Annotated in this window: 15 protein-coding genes; 10 read left to right on the top strand and 5 right to left on the bottom strand. The window is 63.2% G+C overall.

Annotation, left to right across the window (positions count from 1 at the left end; translation table 11 throughout):
- Nucleotides 1–17: 17 nt before the first annotated feature.
- Entirely contained in the window at nucleotides 18–1,076 is a 1,059-nt protein-coding gene (locus tag PKKP23_RS03505; RefSeq protein WP_126875800.1) for a LacI family DNA-binding transcriptional regulator, read from the bottom strand.
- 856 nt (nucleotides 1,077–1,932) lie between these two features.
- Nucleotides 1,933–2,724 carry an H-NS family nucleoid-associated regulatory protein gene (locus PKKP23_RS03495; RefSeq protein WP_126875798.1) on the bottom strand — a complete coding sequence of 264 codons (792 nt, stop codon included), beginning with the start codon at nucleotides 2,722–2,724 and terminating at the stop codon, nucleotides 1,933–1,935.
- Nucleotides 2,725–3,489: 765 nt separating this feature from the next.
- Here PKKP23_RS03495 and PKKP23_RS03490 point away from each other — a divergent pair.
- From PKKP23_RS03490 to PKKP23_RS03445, 10 genes are all read left to right on the top strand, one after another.
- The gene (locus tag PKKP23_RS03490; protein ID WP_126875797.1) at nucleotides 3,490–5,106 is read left to right on the top strand and encodes a methyl-accepting chemotaxis protein; all 1,617 of its coding nucleotides are present in this window, start codon (nucleotides 3,490–3,492) and stop codon (nucleotides 5,104–5,106) included.
- A gap of 76 nt (nucleotides 5,107–5,182) precedes the next feature.
- On the top strand, nucleotides 5,183–5,572 hold the full coding sequence (locus tag PKKP23_RS03485; protein ID WP_420873181.1) for an ester cyclase: 390 nt from the start codon (nucleotides 5,183–5,185) through the stop codon (nucleotides 5,570–5,572).
- A 159-nt stretch (nucleotides 5,573–5,731) separates the two neighbouring features.
- Nucleotides 5,732–7,036: a sensor domain-containing diguanylate cyclase gene (locus PKKP23_RS03480; RefSeq protein WP_126875796.1), complete on the top strand. Its 1,305-nt coding sequence runs from the start codon at nucleotides 5,732–5,734 to the stop codon at nucleotides 7,034–7,036.
- 71 nt (nucleotides 7,037–7,107) lie between these two features.
- Nucleotides 7,108–7,578 carry a VOC family protein gene (locus PKKP23_RS03475; protein ID WP_126875879.1) on the top strand — a complete coding sequence of 157 codons (471 nt, stop codon included), beginning with the start codon at nucleotides 7,108–7,110 and terminating at the stop codon, nucleotides 7,576–7,578.
- Nucleotides 7,579–7,798: 220 nt separating this feature from the next.
- Nucleotides 7,799–8,485 (top strand): DsbA family oxidoreductase, encoded by a 687-nt coding sequence (locus PKKP23_RS03470; protein WP_126875878.1) that lies wholly within the window; start codon nucleotides 7,799–7,801, stop codon nucleotides 8,483–8,485.
- On the top strand, nucleotides 8,482–9,078 hold the full coding sequence (locus PKKP23_RS03465; RefSeq protein WP_126875795.1) for a helix-turn-helix domain-containing protein: 597 nt from the start codon (nucleotides 8,482–8,484) through the stop codon (nucleotides 9,076–9,078). Before PKKP23_RS03470 ends, PKKP23_RS03465 begins: the two co-directional genes overlap by 4 nt.
- A 352-nt stretch (nucleotides 9,079–9,430) precedes the next feature.
- The gene (locus PKKP23_RS03460) at nucleotides 9,431–9,862 is read left to right on the top strand and encodes a YybH family protein (protein WP_126875794.1); all 432 of its coding nucleotides are present in this window, start codon (nucleotides 9,431–9,433) and stop codon (nucleotides 9,860–9,862) included.
- A 132-nt stretch (nucleotides 9,863–9,994) separates the two neighbouring features.
- A complete protein-coding gene (locus PKKP23_RS03455; RefSeq protein ID WP_026122069.1) occupies nucleotides 9,995–10,903 on the top strand; it encodes an alpha/beta hydrolase in 909 nt (302 codons plus the stop codon).
- A 2-nt stretch (nucleotides 10,904–10,905) separates the two neighbouring features.
- The gene (locus PKKP23_RS03450; protein ID WP_126875793.1) at nucleotides 10,906–11,694 is read left to right on the top strand and encodes an enoyl-CoA hydratase/isomerase family protein; all 789 of its coding nucleotides are present in this window, start codon (nucleotides 10,906–10,908) and stop codon (nucleotides 11,692–11,694) included.
- 45 nt (nucleotides 11,695–11,739) lie between these two features.
- Nucleotides 11,740–12,519 carry an alpha/beta fold hydrolase gene (locus tag PKKP23_RS03445; RefSeq protein ID WP_126875792.1) on the top strand — a complete coding sequence of 260 codons (780 nt, stop codon included), beginning with the start codon at nucleotides 11,740–11,742 and terminating at the stop codon, nucleotides 12,517–12,519.
- Between the two features lie 50 nt (nucleotides 12,520–12,569).
- Here PKKP23_RS03445 and PKKP23_RS03440 read toward each other — a convergent pair whose 3' ends face one another.
- The 3 genes from PKKP23_RS03440 to PKKP23_RS03430 all read right to left on the bottom strand — a co-directional run bounded on the left by PKKP23_RS03440 (nucleotide 12,570) and on the right by PKKP23_RS03430 (nucleotide 14,845).
- Complete coding sequence (locus PKKP23_RS03440; protein ID WP_126875791.1) at nucleotides 12,570–13,445, bottom strand: LysR family transcriptional regulator; 876 nt, start codon at nucleotides 13,443–13,445, stop codon at nucleotides 12,570–12,572.
- Nucleotides 13,446–13,782: 337 nt separating this feature from the next.
- Nucleotides 13,783–14,400, bottom strand: a complete 618-nt coding sequence (locus tag PKKP23_RS03435) for a glutathione S-transferase family protein (RefSeq protein ID WP_026122071.1) — start codon at nucleotides 14,398–14,400, stop codon at nucleotides 13,783–13,785.
- Nucleotides 14,401–14,479: 79 nt separating this feature from the next.
- Complete coding sequence (locus PKKP23_RS03430; RefSeq protein WP_017777917.1) at nucleotides 14,480–14,845, bottom strand: hypothetical protein; 366 nt, start codon at nucleotides 14,843–14,845, stop codon at nucleotides 14,480–14,482.
- Nucleotides 14,846–14,921: the final 76 nt, after the last annotated feature.

The following is a 14,921-nucleotide window of genomic DNA, read 5'->3' as shown; positions in this document are numbered from 1 at the left end:
CGCCGCGCCGAATGCCGTCAGTTCAGCGCTTGCGCAGGCCGTTTGCGCGGTTCGGCGTCGCTGCTTGCAATGGCCGCGATCGTCGCGCCTTCGCGCAAGGTGTGCGGCAGCGTCAGCGTGAGCGACGCGTCGGTATAGGTGTCGTCGAGGCGCGCAATCAGGCGCTGCCATGCGGCGCAGCCAATCTCGCGGTTCGGCGTGCAGATGCTCGCGAGCGGCGGCGAGAGCAGTTCGCCCATTGCGAGGCCGTCGAAGCCCAGAATCGACATATCGTCCGGCACCTCGAAACGCGCGCGGCGCAGGCCGCGCATCACCACCATCGCGAGCAGGTCGTTGCTGCAGAAGAGGGCAGTGGGGCGCGCCGCGCCGTTGGCCGGGCTCGTCAGATGCGCGAGCACCGAGGGCGCGAGTTCATCGGCGTTGAAATCGATTTCTAGCGCGGGCGTCGGCGTGAGTCCCGCTTGCTCCATGGCTTGCGCGTAGCCCGTGTAGCGCAGCCGTGCGCGGTCCGAAGCCGCGAGCGTGCCGGCCAACATCAGGATGCGGCGGTGCCCGTGCGCGATCAGCATGCGCACGCCGTCGTACGCGGCGAGACGGTTGTCCACCGAGACCGAGGGCCGGCGCACCGTGTCGTTATGCATGAGCACGTAGCGCGGACCGTTGCGGTCGAGTTCGTCGAGCAGCGGGTGCGTGTCCGCGTCGGCTACTGTGAGGATGAGGCCGTCTACGCGCTGCGCGCGCAGGGTCTCGATGGCGTGACGCTCGCGGTCCGCGTCGTATTGCGTGGTCATGAGCATGAGCCGGTAGCCTTGTGCAGAGGCCAGTTCGTCGATGCCTTGCAGGCATTCGGCGAATACCGGGTTCGCGAGCGTGGGCAGCACGACGCCCACGAGCCGCGTGCGCTCGCCGCGCAACTGGCGCCCGAGCGGGCTGGGCCGGAAGTTGAGCGCCGCAATCGCCTCGCGCACCTTTTCGAGCGTGACGGGGTTCACCGTGTGCGGCGCGTTGATGGCGCGCGAGACGGTAGCGATGGAAAAGCCCGCGTGCGCGGCGACGTCCTTGATGGTGGGGTTCATGCTGTTCGCCGATGGATGTAAACGTTTTCGACGAGCGCATTATCAGCAGCGTGTGTGACGGCGCGATGACGGTTTTGGGCCGTCGTTCGAGCCAATGGTAGAATCGCGTCCGCCCTGCCGGGGTGATGAAATTGGTAAACATAGCGGACTTAAAAAATTGAGTGCCCGGCCGGAAACGGCCGGTGTAGAACCCCTCAAATTCGGCGAACCCCCTGGCGCGAACGTACGCACATCGCATGCAACATCGCGTGTGCGCCGCCGAGGCAACGCCGAGCCAAGCCCGCCCGCGTAGCAACAACGCGAGGTGTGGAAGGTGTAGAGACTAGACGGGGGGCGCCTAAGGCCGTGCGCCGGTCAGCCCTTGCGGGCGACGGCGCGCGAGCGATGGCGAAGGCATAGTCCAGCGCACGAACGTTGGCGGAAAGCGCGAAGCTTTTCGCCGACGGCGTCGAAAGGCGTGGTGTGAAGAAAATCCGCCGCTTAACGGCTTGCCGGTTCGAGTCCGGTCCCCGGCACCAGAATATCTTCCGACAAGTTCCGCACAAGTCCACGGACTCGCTGCGGCACAAGGCCTTCCGGCCTTTTCTGTTTCGACACGTTGCGGGTTGGTGGATGTGTGTGCGTTGGCAATGGGCGGTGTTTTGGGTGGTATCAACCTGGATCTCTGTCATCTCGATCGGGAGATACCACCATGCCGCTCACTGACTGAACGCGCGCAAGACCCACGTGCCAATTGGTCAGCACGATAAGACTTCGGCACGGTTCAATCGTGGCGGCGGCGCAAGTCCTTTCTATCAGGACGGTGACTGCTGAGAGATCTGCAACCACGACATCCAGAGTTCGGCTGGCCGACAACTCAGGCCGGTGTTCCGGTTGCAGTGTCGGGCGCGGCTTGTGGCACTGCAGCGTCAATGGACTTGGCAGACTTCACGGTTCTTGCCACGCGAGCTTTTCGAACGACCGGTGATTTAGCGCTCGCGCTCTTCTTCGAAGCCGTTTTGCGCGCCGGCGCTGTCGCCTTCCTCGTAGCAACCTTCCTGGCCGGTGCTTTCTTCGCTGCCGTCTTCTTCGTTACCGTTCTGCTGGCGGGCGTGGCCTTTTCGGCTTTCGCTTTTCGCGGGGTCGCGGGCGCTTCGACCTTTTCGATCAAAAACTTCGTGCGGTCCCTGGCGTTCGCCATCCACGCCGGCGCACGACCACGTCCGCTCCAGGTGGCTCCGGTCTTCGGGTCTTGATACATCGCGGGCTGGGGGCCGCGTACATAGTTTCCGGCTTTCGCTACTTTCTTCGTCGTAGGCGCCGCCCCTGTGGGAGTGCCTGAAATCAAGAATTTGTTGCGGTCTTTCGCAGCGGCAATCCAGGCCGGTGCCCGCCCGTGACCGGTCCACGTTGCACCGGTTTTGGGGTCGCGGTACTTCGGCGCGCCTGCGGCGTGCTTCGAAATGTTTGCCTGTTTCGTTGCCTGTTTTCCAGGCTTGTGACCGCGCCGCTTGCCGACATGTGCCTCGATCTCGGCAGTGGTTATGCCGTGCTTCGTCATGAGTTCACGGATTTTGTCGAGAACGACCGTAGATTGCTTTGCAACCAGTTCCTGTGCTTGTGCCTGCAATTGCGCGATTCGTGCCTGGATGCTTTCGAGCGTGGCCATTAGACCTCCTTATCCATGTTCAAGTATGGGACTATGCCATATTGCGTGGCATTCCCACCAGAACGACCACTTTGGTTTTGGTGCGCATTATCGTTTTGGCAGTGTTCTGGCAATGTTGCCCTATACGAATACAGCCCATACGGTTAGTGATGTGAAGATCAATGTGTACAAAGCCGGTGCGCGGTGGGGGTGAGCGGTGCGACTCAGTGCCACTTGTCGAAACAGACGTATCTGTATGGCCAGGCGATTTATCGGCGCATTGTTTATCCTCGCGGGCGCGATCATGGGCCTACGCGCCTCAATGAACTCATTCCCGGTTGGAGCGAACGGGGCGGACCGCTGAAGGGGCCCGTCATATCCTCCTTTCTGAAACTGACTCGTGGGCCGTGCCGAAGCGAATGAGGCGGCGAAGCGCGTGAAACTGGCCTCCGGTGTGCTCGGACTCGACATGTCGACAATCCTGCCGGTCATCGACACAGCCCGTGCGCCACTACGGCAGTGAATGTAGAGGTTGCGCACTTTATCGGCGGGCCATTCGTCCGACCGGCACCGTGGGTGGACCGACAAGAGACAAGGCGCCGGACTTTCGTTCTCTGCGTGCCGTGTCCGTCTTGTTCCACCATTTCTTGGGACAGATCTCCGACGTGTCGCAGGCATCGCCCTGAATTCAGGATGGCTGATCAAGTCCTTCGTCCGGATAGGTCTCTTCCTGATCCCGCATAAATGCCTGGAATTTTTGGCCGTTAGTGAGGCAACGAGCCGCGCATGCCTACCCAGAGCTTTGGCGCGCTCAACTTCTTCGTCCTCCTGCTCAACGCCTCCGTCATCATGATCAAGAACATAAGTATTCGCGTACGTCTCGCGCTGGCAATGAGTTTTCTCGGTGCATTGCTCGTTGTCGGTGGCCTCATGGGTGTTGTCGGTGTGTCCATGAGCAACAACGATATGAGCGATCTGTATTCCAGCCGGCTCGCCTCTTCGGAGGCGCTGGGGCAGGCCAACGTAGCGCTTTCGAGAACCCGTCTCTGGCTGTATCGCATTGCGCTCGATCCCACGGGGCCGGACGTGGCCCAGCAAACGCAGATGTCCCGCGATCTGCTCGCGGCATCGAAGAAAGCGTGGGACGTGTATCGCGCGCTGCCGCCTTCCAGCGCTGACGAAGCGCAGCGCGCGGCCGATGCGAACACGAAGTTCGATGCTCTCGTCGAGAACGGCCTTGAGCCGATGTTCAGCGCGATTGCCACGGGCGATCCCGCGAAGATCGTCGACGTCTGGCGCCAGATGCCGCCGTCGCTCTTCATCGATGTGTCAGACAGCATGGATGCGCTCGATCGCATCCAGGTGAATGCGGCGCGAGCCACGTTTGATGCCGCGCAGGCGCGCTTTCACGGGTTCGTCGAAGTCGCCGTTGCAGGCATTCTGATCGCGCTCGCCGCGGCGGCGCTCGCATGGTGGTCGCTGCAGAGGTCGATCAGCACGCCGCTTGCGCAGGCACTCGGTCATTTCAGCGCGATTGCGAACGGCGATCTGACGACGCACGTGGAGGTCCATTCACGCGACGAGATGGGGCAGTTGATGAGCGGCCTGCAGGCGATGCAGGCGAAGCTCGTTCAAACGATCGGCGTGGTGCGCAACGGTGTACGGTCCATCGGCACCGCCACGCATGAGATCTCGGCCGGCAACGTGGATCTGTCGCGACGGACTGAAGATCAAGCCGCGTCGCTGGAAGAAACCGCTGCGTCAATGGAGGAACTCACTTCGACGGTTCGCCAGAACGCGGACAACGCGAAGCAGGCCAATCAGGTGGTATGCAGTACGGCCTTGCTGACGGAGCGGGGCAACGAGGCGACGCTCGAAGCGGTGCAAACGATGCGCGGCCTGTCCGAGTCGTCCGGCAAGATGTCCGAAATCATCGGCGTGATAGAAGGCATCGCGTTTCAGACCAACATCCTGTCGCTGAACGCCGCGGTGGAAGCGGCACGCGCAGGCGAACAGGGACGCGGGTTTGCGGTGGTGGCGAGCGAAGTGCGCTCGCTGGCTCAACGCAGCGCGGCCGCCTCGAGAGAGATCAAGGACCTGATTACGGATTCGCTCGATCGCGTGGAAACCGGCGCGAGGCAGGTCCATCGCGCAACGGAAACGATGACGGAGATTCTGGCTTCGGTTCGAAGCGTGAGCGACCTGATGGGCGAGATTGCGGCGGCGTCGCACGAGCAGTCGAAGGGTATCGAACAGGTCAATCAGGCGGTGGCGCAAATGGACCGGGCCACCCAGCAGAACGCGGCGCTTGTTGAAGAGGCGTCAGCGGCGGCGCGGTCGCTGGAAGAGCAGGCGGGGCAGTTGGACGCCGCCATCGCGGTATTTCGTGTCGATCGTGCGTAGACGCTCGAAGCAAGCGTAGCGGCCGGATTCTGGTCTACGATGGCGATTGATCTGCACTGCGAGGCGACGGGAGGTCATGGTGAGCGAACCGAACCTGAGCGATATCTATCGCGATTACCTCGATTGCCTGAATCGTCGGGATTGGGCATCGCTTGGCCGGTTCGTGGCCGACGACGTCATTCACAACGGTCGGCGCATCGGCTTGTCCGGCTATCGCGACATGCTGGAACGGGATGTGCATGAGATCCCGGACCTTCGTTTTGTCGTCGAACTCCTGGTGACGCAGCCGCCTGTCGTCGCGAGTCGTCTGGCGTTCGACTGCAGACCCCGGCATCGTTTCCTCGGGTTACCCATCGACGGCAGGCGCATCTCTTTCGCAGAGAACGTGTTTTATACGTTCCGTGACGGGAAGATCGCGCAGGTATGGTCGGTGATCGACAAGACGGCCATCGAGACGCAACTGTAATTGCGGGCGCGGTGGGCGGCATTTCCCCAAACCTTTCAGACAGCCTGCGAGCGCAGCGGCGGCATAACCTCCTCCCGAAAATCCCGTAAGACTCGCGGGCAACAATTTCTCGTACCATACCTGGATCGAAACGGTGTAACGCTCCAGCAAGGTACGACTATGTCCAATTGCCCCAACACCCCTCATGAGTTCGAGGACGGCGTGGCGGTCAGCGTTGCCATCGTCGGGCGGGACGAGCGCGGCGAGCTTGTTGTCACGGCATGCAATGACCCTTTCTTGCAGATGATTGGCGCAGCGCTGCCGGACACGCAGACATTTCCTGTGCCATTCGATTCGCTGAGTACCGACGGCAAGTGGCAAGCGTTGCGCGAGACGCTGGAAACCTGCCTGAGGTCCGACGCAGCGCCGCAAAAGCAGGCGTGCGAGTTTCACGACGTCCACGACGGCGCCCTGCGTTGGCGCCTCTCGTTCAAACCATTTGCACATTCTCATGGCGGCGCAGCGGCGCGCGAAATACTCGTCACGGGCGTGAGGGCCGCGCCGACCTCGCCGCTCGCACGCGAAATGGAGGCCAGCGCTTCGCGTTACCGGGCAGTAGTCGATTCGGCTTACGACGCGATTGTCGCGATCGACCAGCAGCACAGCATCACGCTCTTCAATCGCGCGGCAGAGAACCTGTTCGGCTATACGGCGGCCGAGGTGCTCGGGCAACCCATCGAAATGCTGTTGCCCGAAAGGTTTCGCGCGGGCCACTCGCAACGCGTACGGCAGTTTGCGAACACCGTGCAGATGAGCGAGCGGCAGGTCACGCCCCCGCGCATGGACGGCAGCAACAGTGTGTACGGACGGCATCGGAATGGCTCCGTCATTCCGGTCGAAATCGCGATCTCCAAGATCGATGTGAACGGCGTAACCGAGTTCACGGCAGTCGTGCGCGACATCACGGATCGTGCCCAACTCATGGAACAACTGAAGAAGCAGGCGGGTACCGATGCATTGACGGGCCTGCCGAACCGCCGCGAGTTTCTGGATTTCGTCGATAAGGCGCTCGGCGCCGACGACGTTCTGTCAGCGTTCATTCTCGACATCGACTTCTTCAAGAAGATCAACGACAGCTATGGTCACGATGCCGGCGACGAGGTCCTGCGCGTGCTCGCGAAAGTGGGGCTTTCGGTGATGCAGGATTCCAATGTATTCGCGCGCTGGGGCGGCGAGGAATTCGTCGCGGCGCTGCCGGGCGCGGATGCGAACGTCGCGCATAAGGTGGCGGAACAACTGCGTCTGCGTATCGAGCAGCACGATTTCGAGCATGCGTGGCGTCTCGAGGCGATTCCGTTTACCGTGAGCATCGGCGTCGTCACGCGCGAAGCAGGCGAGCGCGACGTCGATGCGCTGATGAAACGCGCGGACCGGGCACTCTACCGCGCCAAGCAATTGGGCCGTAATCGCGTCGAGGTGGGTTAGGCGTACTTCCCGGGCCCGGTGGCGGCATGCGCCTGTGTTCGCGAGAGGCCAACATTGAAAGGAGACATGCGATGTCGATTCAAAAGATCACGCCGTTTCTCTGGTACTCATCCGAAGCCGAAGAGGCCGCCGCTTTCTACGCGGGTATTTTTCCGGACTCGCGCGTGAATCGCGTCACGTCGGTGCAGGGCACCGCGTCCACCAAGGTGGTCGAGTTCGTTCTCTTCGGGCAGCCCTTCATCGCCATGAGCCACGAACGGCGCGAGGCTTTCAATCACGCGATATCGTTGATGATCAGTTGCGGCGATCAAGCGGAGCTGGACCGCTACTGGGGCGCGCTTATGGACGGCGGCACGGCCGACGGCTGCGGCTGGCTGAGGGACCGCTTCGGCGTATCGTGGCAGATCGTTCCGGACGACCTTATCGCGATGATCGCGGATCCGGATCCGGTCAAGGCGGGGCGGGTCGCCGCAACCATGATGCAGATGACGAAGTTCGACGTCGCGGCGCTGAAGGCGGCGTATGCGGGGACGCAGTCATAGAAGGCTCGCGCCCGGCATCTGTGCGCAACCCGCGTGCGGCGCCGCGGATTCATCAGCAGGAAACGGGCCGACGCCGGCAGGGCAGCGCGAAAGAAATAGCATTTGCGTACCAGAAGCGACCGGGCGTGCGCAACACAAGATAAGCACACGGGTATTATGGTCGGCACAAACGCCACGTCGACGCACACTTCCACTCTCGGAAAACGCCGAGAGGCTTTCCATGATTCCGATGCCGACCGTCCGCATTGATTGCTGGGCAGACTATGTGTGCCCTTTCTGTTATTTGCAGATGAGTGTGCTCGACCGGTTCATCGAAGAGTCGCGCGTGCCGTTCGTGCTCGAATGGCACGCGTTCGAACTGCGCCCCGAGCCCATTGCGCTGATCGAACCCGACGGCGAGTACATCACCAACATCTGGCTCAATGCGGTTTATCCGCTCGCGGCCGAACGTAACGTGAAAGTTCAGTTGCCGCCCGTTGCGCCGCGCAGCCGTCTTGCGTTCGAAACGGCTTTCTTCAGTCGCACGGTGGGACGCTTCAACGCCGTGCATCGTGCGCTGTTCAAGGCCTATTTCGAGCATGGCCGCGATATCGGCCGTGCGGACGTGCTGCTCGATATTGCCGCCGAATGTGGTGTCGATCGCGCGGCGCTGGCTGCATCGCTCGCCGCGCAGCGCTTCAAGACGGCGATCGAGGACGACGAAGCCAGGGCGGGCCGCCTCGGCGTAACCGGACTGCCGTTCGTGATGCTTTCGCACACCAGCGACGAGGCACGAACACGGCCACCGGTCGTGGTGCGCGGCGTCGCGCCCGTGGAACACCTGACCGCCGCGCTGGACCGGCTGCTTGCCGACATGCCGTCGGCAGACCTTCGGTTGTTGGCGAGAAAGAAGAGGGCTGCGTCATGATGGGGCGATCCGCTGCGGTCTTCGTCGCGCCATCGTTCGTCACGGTTCAGGTGCGTGCGGTCCAGGTGAGTGCCGGCGGCGACGGACCCGACGACAGAGGACAGAACGCCGCGTCTGCGCTCTTCTTCGACCTCGCTACGCGCACCGTTCGTGCCTACGTGCTCGACGACTGCGGCCACACGCACCCGACAGGCGCCCTGCGACGCGTTCGCGGCGGCCTGTCCCCTGCGCATCTACAGCTTGCCAAGACCATGCTGTCGGTGCGCGATCACGACAGCGTCACGCTCGCGGCGCTCGGCGAAGCGTGCGGGCTCTCGCCTAGTCACTTTGCGCGGGAGTTCAAGCAGTCGACAGGCTTGCCGCCGCATCGGTGGGCGCTCAAAAACAAGGTCGCGCTCGCAAAGGACCTGCTGCGGCAAGGCGGCCTTGCGTTGCCGGCCATTGCGCTCGCATGCGGCTTTGTGGACCAGTCCCATCTGGGGCGATGGTTCAAGCGCTTGACGGGCATCAGTCCGCGGGCCTGGCAGCGCCTCCATCTCGATAGCGTCGCGACACCGGCGCGCGCGGTCGCGCCTGGCGGGCAAGTGCTCTGAAGGTGGACAGGTCGGTTGCCATTCGGGCGTGAAGCCGTCTGCCGAAAACTCCGGCTTAGAGGCCGGAAACGCGGGTCGCACAAGGTGAAAGCCCGCGCGCGCCGGCCACAGGAAATAGCATCATTCCCGTACCAAACCGCGCCGAAACCCGCTTCTGCACCGACCTCGCAACCGCTAGCATAGTGACCAGCCCATCCGGGTTTCGAGTCAGTCGTACAGCCTGCGTTGTGTAGCCTGTTATCCAGCCGCGTATCCAGCTTGGCATCCAGCCTGGTTTGGCACGCCGCCCGCGCCGCGCGCCGGCGTCACGCGTCCATCCTGCTTCCTGAAAAATCCGCTTTGCGAGGTCACTGTGAACGTTCGTGCCTTTTCGACGATGAGCCCCGAGGACCTACGGGACATTCGCGCGCTGTTCCTGCGACAGGCGGCGGCTGAAACGGCCCACGACATCGAGGTCATGGACTCGATCCTCGCGCGCCCGCCTGCCGGCCAGTCCGACCCCGTGAACTTCGTCGCGCGCGCCTACACCTTCTGGGGGCGCGAGGCTGTTCTTGATCACTTCCGCGCGGTTTTCGCCGGCACGTGGCAATTCGAACCGGACGAGGAGGCCATGCGCGTGATTCCGCTCGGGCCGGACACAGCCCACCTCTACGCCCCCACGCGCATCACGGCCGGCGCCTCAGGCCAACCAGCGGCCACGTTCCAGTTTCTCGTCAACGAAATCGCGATCCGCACAGCAGACGGCTGGCGCATCTCGGCGATTGTTCCCGTGCCGACGAAGTAGCTGGAACCCGTCGTTTCTCTTGCCGTCGCCGCGCACCATGCGGCGACGTGGTCTTTCCCGAACGAGGCTGCTGACCCGCTGCTGCATCGGGTCAGCGGCTCGTTTCACCCGATGAAGCAAGGAGGCGTGACCGTGGTCCAACGTCTAAACGTGGAATTCGAAGCAGAAGGCGGCATCACGCTGCGGGCGTGGCTGTTCGTGCCCGCGGGCAATGGCACGCGCTTGCCTGCCATCTCCATGGCCCACGGGTATGCGGGCACGCGAGAGCACGGCATAGAGCGCTTTGCGCGTGCGTTCGCGCAAGCGGGTTTCATCGTGCTGCTTCACGACCATCGCGGCTTTGGCGCGAGCGAAGGCGAGCCGCGGCAAGACATCGACCCGTGGCGGCAGATTGGCGACTGGCGTCGCGCGCTGTCGTTTCTGGAATCGTACGAGGGCGTGGATGCGGCGCGCATCGGTCTGTGGGGCACGAGTTACGCCGGCGGCCATGCCATCGTGTTGGGCGCGACGGATCGGCGCTTACGCTGCGTGGTGGCGCAGGTGCCCACCATCAGCGGCTACGAGCAGGGGCTGCGGCGCGTGGCACCGGAATTCGTTGCGTCGATGGAGGAGACCTTTGCGAACGACGAGCGCGGCGAGGCCCGCGGCGAGGCGCCCATGCGCCAGGCCGTCGTGAGCGACGATCCGGCCGTGCCCGCGGCGTACCGCACGCAGGACGCGCTCGCGTTCTACCAGCAGCCCGTTCCCGACGGCACCTGGGACAATTCCGTAACCGTGCGCTCCACGCGTGCCGCTCGCATGTACGAGCCGGGCGTGTGGGTTTCGCGCGTCTCGCCGACGCCGCTGCTGATGGTCGTCGCCTCGCACGACACCATCACCGCCACCGATCTGGCGCTCGCCGCGTACGAGAAAGCATTGCAGCCCAAGCGGCTTGCGATGATTCCGGGCGGACACTTCGACGCGTACCAGCAGTATTTCCCCGAAGCGAGCCGTGCGGCTGTCGAATGGTTCCGCGAGCATCTCTCATCACCACAGGGTTGAACATGGCTCATCTCTTGCTCGACATCTCGAACCAGGTCGCGACGATCCGCCTCGACAATCCGCCGCAGAACCGTCTTGCCGAGCAGATGATCGGCGAACTGGACGATGCGTTGACGACCATCGGCCAGAGCGACGCGCGTGCCGTGCTGCTTCGCGCAGCAGGCCCCGACTTCAGCTTCGGTGGCGACATTCTTCCGTGGGAGGGCATGTCCCGCGCCGCGTTGCGCTCGCTCTTCGAGCGCTACATGAACGCGTTCAATCGCTTCGAGCGACTGCCGTTGCCTGTCGTCGCCGCCGTGCAGGGGCTCTGCTTCGGCGGCGGTCTGGAACTCGCGTTACGCGCGGATGTGGTCTTCGCCGCGGAGTCCGCACGCCTGGGTCATCCCGAACAGACCTTGGGCATCGCCACGATGCTGGGCGGCATCTATCGCGTTGCGGAGCGAGCGGGGCGCTTTCGCGCCGCGCAATGGGCGTTCACGTCGGAGCCGGTACCGGCTGCCACGATGGAGCGCTTCGGGGTGGTGAATTGCGTGGTGCCCGATGCGCAACTGCTGGAGCAAGCCGAGGCTTTCGCGTTGAAGATGGCTCGAGGCCCGACACGCGCGCACGCTGCCCACAAGGCGTTGCTTCGTACGTGGGCCGTGGGCGGTATCGATGCCGCAGATGAGGCGCTCTTCGATATCGCGATGCCGCTCTTCGACACGGAGGACGCGACGGCAGGGCTCGCATCCGCGATCAAGGCCGCGCGCGCCGGCCAACCCCGGCCCGCCATGGAATACAAAGGCCGCTAGTTCGTTATTGCACACACCGCAACCCACCAGGAAGGAAGACGCACGATGACGATGAACAGACGTAGCTTCTCGGCGGCACTCATTGCAGGCGCCGCCGCCTCGCTCATATCCTCGCGCGGCATGGCCGCCATGCCGGCTCCTGCGAAGGCGCGCAATGTCGTGCTCGTGCATGGGCTCTTTGCTGACGGGTCGTGCTGGTCGGACGTGATCCCGCGATTGCAGGCCGCGGGTCTCAATGTCACCTCCGTTCAAAACCCGCTGACCACGCTGCCCGAAGCCGTTGCCTCGGCCCAGCGCGTGCTGGACCGGCAGGATGGTCCCACGGTGCTGGTCGGGCATTCGTTCTCGGGCATGATCGTGACGCAAGCCGGCGTGCATCCCAACGTCTCGGCGCTTGTCTACGTGGCCGCGCGTGCGCCGGATGCGGGCGAGGACTACACGGCGCTGGCCCGGACCTATCCGACGCCGCCGGCCTCCGCTGGAATCGTCTTCGACGGCGACGAAGGGCGCCTGACCGAGGCAGCCTTCCTGCGCGACTTCGCGGGCGACCTGCCTGAAGCGAAGGCCAAGCTGCTCTTTGCAGTGCAGGAGCCGTTCCACAAGGCATTGCTCACCGGCAAGACGACGCAGGCGGCGTGGCGGTCGAAACCGAGCTTCTACGCGGTTTCCACGGAAGACCGCACGATCAATCCCGACCTCGAACGCTTCATGGCCAAGCGCATGGGCGCTAAAACCATCGAATTGAAGTCGAGCCATCTCTCGCTGATCTCCCATCCTGAGGAGATCTCGCAGCTCATTCTCGAAGCGGCGGGGCAGCGCGGTTGAGATGGTTCTGCGCGAAGCGGTGGGCCCATTGTTGGGGGCCACCGCTTCGGTCAGCCTTTTTTCAAGGCCGCGCGAACGAACGACACGAACTGCGAGGTCACGGGGTTGTGCGCTCCGCTGGCCCATACCAGCCCCACGCGCCACGTTGCATGCTTGCCGCGCAGCGGCACAACGGTGGCGTCCCGCAACAGGTGCTCGGCCCGCGACGGAATGAACGCGACACCCACGCCCGCAGCGACCGACGCGAGAACGGACTGCACATCGTCGGCCTGCTGCGTGACGTTCGGCACGAACCGATGTTCGCGACACCAGTTTTCGATTTGCGCTGCGAGCCCGGGGCCGCGTGTGCGCCGCAAGGCCACGAAGCCCATTTCGTTCAGCTTCCCGAAGTCGGACGGAAGACGCACGCGCGCAAGGCTGGGCGGCAACGCCAGCGCGAGCCGCTCGTCGACGACGTTCAGGGAAGAAAGGCCCTCGGTACGGGAGAGGCGCATGAAGCCCACGTCCAGCTTGCCCGCCTGAATGCGGCCGATTTGCTCGTCGGAGGACAGGTCGCTCAGCGCGACCGCGATACCCGGACGCCGCTGGCGAAAGTCCGCGATGATCTGCGGCGCAAGCGTCAGCACGGACAGGCAGATGCCCACCCGCAAGTGTCCGCGCGTGCCGCTGCTGGCTTCGCGCGCACGCCCGAGTATTTCATCGGCGTCGTAGACGAGTGCCTTCGCGTCGGGCAGGAAGCCCTCGCCGAAGCGCGTCAACGCAGCGCCGTGCCGCCCGCGTTCGAAGAGCTTTCCGCCCACGCTCGCTTCCAGCGCGTTCACCTGCTTGCTCAAGGCAGGCTGGCTCATATGCAGGGCGTCGGCCGCGCGTCCGAAATGCCGTAGCTCGGCGACCGTCAAAAACGCTCTCAGTAGCTTGAGTTCCATTCCGGCACGTTATCGTATCGATCGAATCATTCATTTTACTGATCGATGCGTGGCGTGTTCAATACGGACATGCCCTTTTACGAGCGACGCCTCATGGCTTCCAAAGAGATCTGCGACTGCCTGCACGAGGCAGCGCGAACCGACGCAGCCGGCAACGACTCGGCGTCTCAGGCCGAACCGTTGCCGGGCGCTTCTTCCAGTCGCAACGCGCGCGTGCGTCGGCCACGCTTCGACATGACGCCCCCGGAAGACGCGACGTCCGGGCAGGGTGGGGCGATAGCAGTAAGTTTCGCCGTTGTCTCGCGCAAACGCTGGCCGCTATGACGGCGAAGCACCCTCACGCGGCCATGCGTGCCTCGGCGATACGCTGCGGCGCTTCCGGACGCGCATACAGACGTTCCAGGTAGGCCTGCAACTGCGGGAACGTATCGATCAGATGCAGTTCGTTGGCCCAGTCGATCAGATACGCGGTCACGCAGTCGGCCACCGAGAGCGCGTTGCCGACGATGAATTGGCGCCCATCGAGATGCCTGTCGAGAATCGCGGCCATCGTCTTGAAGTCTTCGCGCGCGAGTTCGATATCGGCGGGGGAACGTTTCTCGGGCGGATAAAGCAAGGTGTGACGCGTGATTCGCCAGAGCGGCTGCTCGAGTTCGGTCACTGCAAACAGCGTCCAGCGATACGCCTGTGCGCGCTCGCGCAGGTCGTCGGGCATCAGCCCTTTCTCGGGATACTTGTCCGCGAGATACAGAACGATTGCTGCGGATTCCGGAATGATCTGGTCGCCGTCGATCAGAACCGGTACCTTTCCCGCAGGATTGATGCGCAGGAATTCGGGCCGCTTGTGCTCGCCTTCGCGCAGATTCACCGACACGAATTCAAAGTCGGCATCGACTTCCTTGAGGCCCCAAAGCGCGCGCTGCGAGCGCGTTCCAGCAAATCCGTAAAGTCTCATCATCTTCCTCCAAAAAACCGCCGTCGCTCGTGAACAAGCGGCTGTATCGATGTTTTTACATACCGCGAGACAGCGCCTTTCACATGTGAGGGATAGGTAGAACGGGCATCACGTCGATCGACTCACCCGGGAAAACGGTGAAATGCGGATGGCCCTCGAACATTCTGGCCGCCTCGTCATGCGAAGTACTCCGTACGACTGTAAACGCGGCGAGCGCGTTGGTCACATCCTTGATGCCCTGTTCGCTCACGTTCTTTGTTTTGCCAAGTGGACCACCCATCTCGACAATGGCTGCCTTGTGCTTGTCGACCCACGCGCCCCATGCGGCGATGCCTTCCCGTTCCCTGGCGCGCCGTTCTTCTTCGGAAAGCGCCAGCCATGTCTTCATGCGCGGATTGTCCTTGCTGCCGAGGAAAACGGCGAGAAACAACGTTTGATCGCTCATGCCTCCTCCTTCTGTTGACGGGCGCAACGGGATGTTGCGGCCCGGCGTTGACAATATAGGTTGATATCAACATAAT

The organism is Paraburkholderia kururiensis JCM 10599 = LMG 19447 (genome assembly GCF_003986935.1).
GTDB lineage: Bacteria > Pseudomonadota > Gammaproteobacteria > Burkholderiales > Burkholderiaceae > Paraburkholderia > Paraburkholderia kururiensis.
This window is presented reverse-complemented; position numbering and strand designations above follow the sequence as displayed.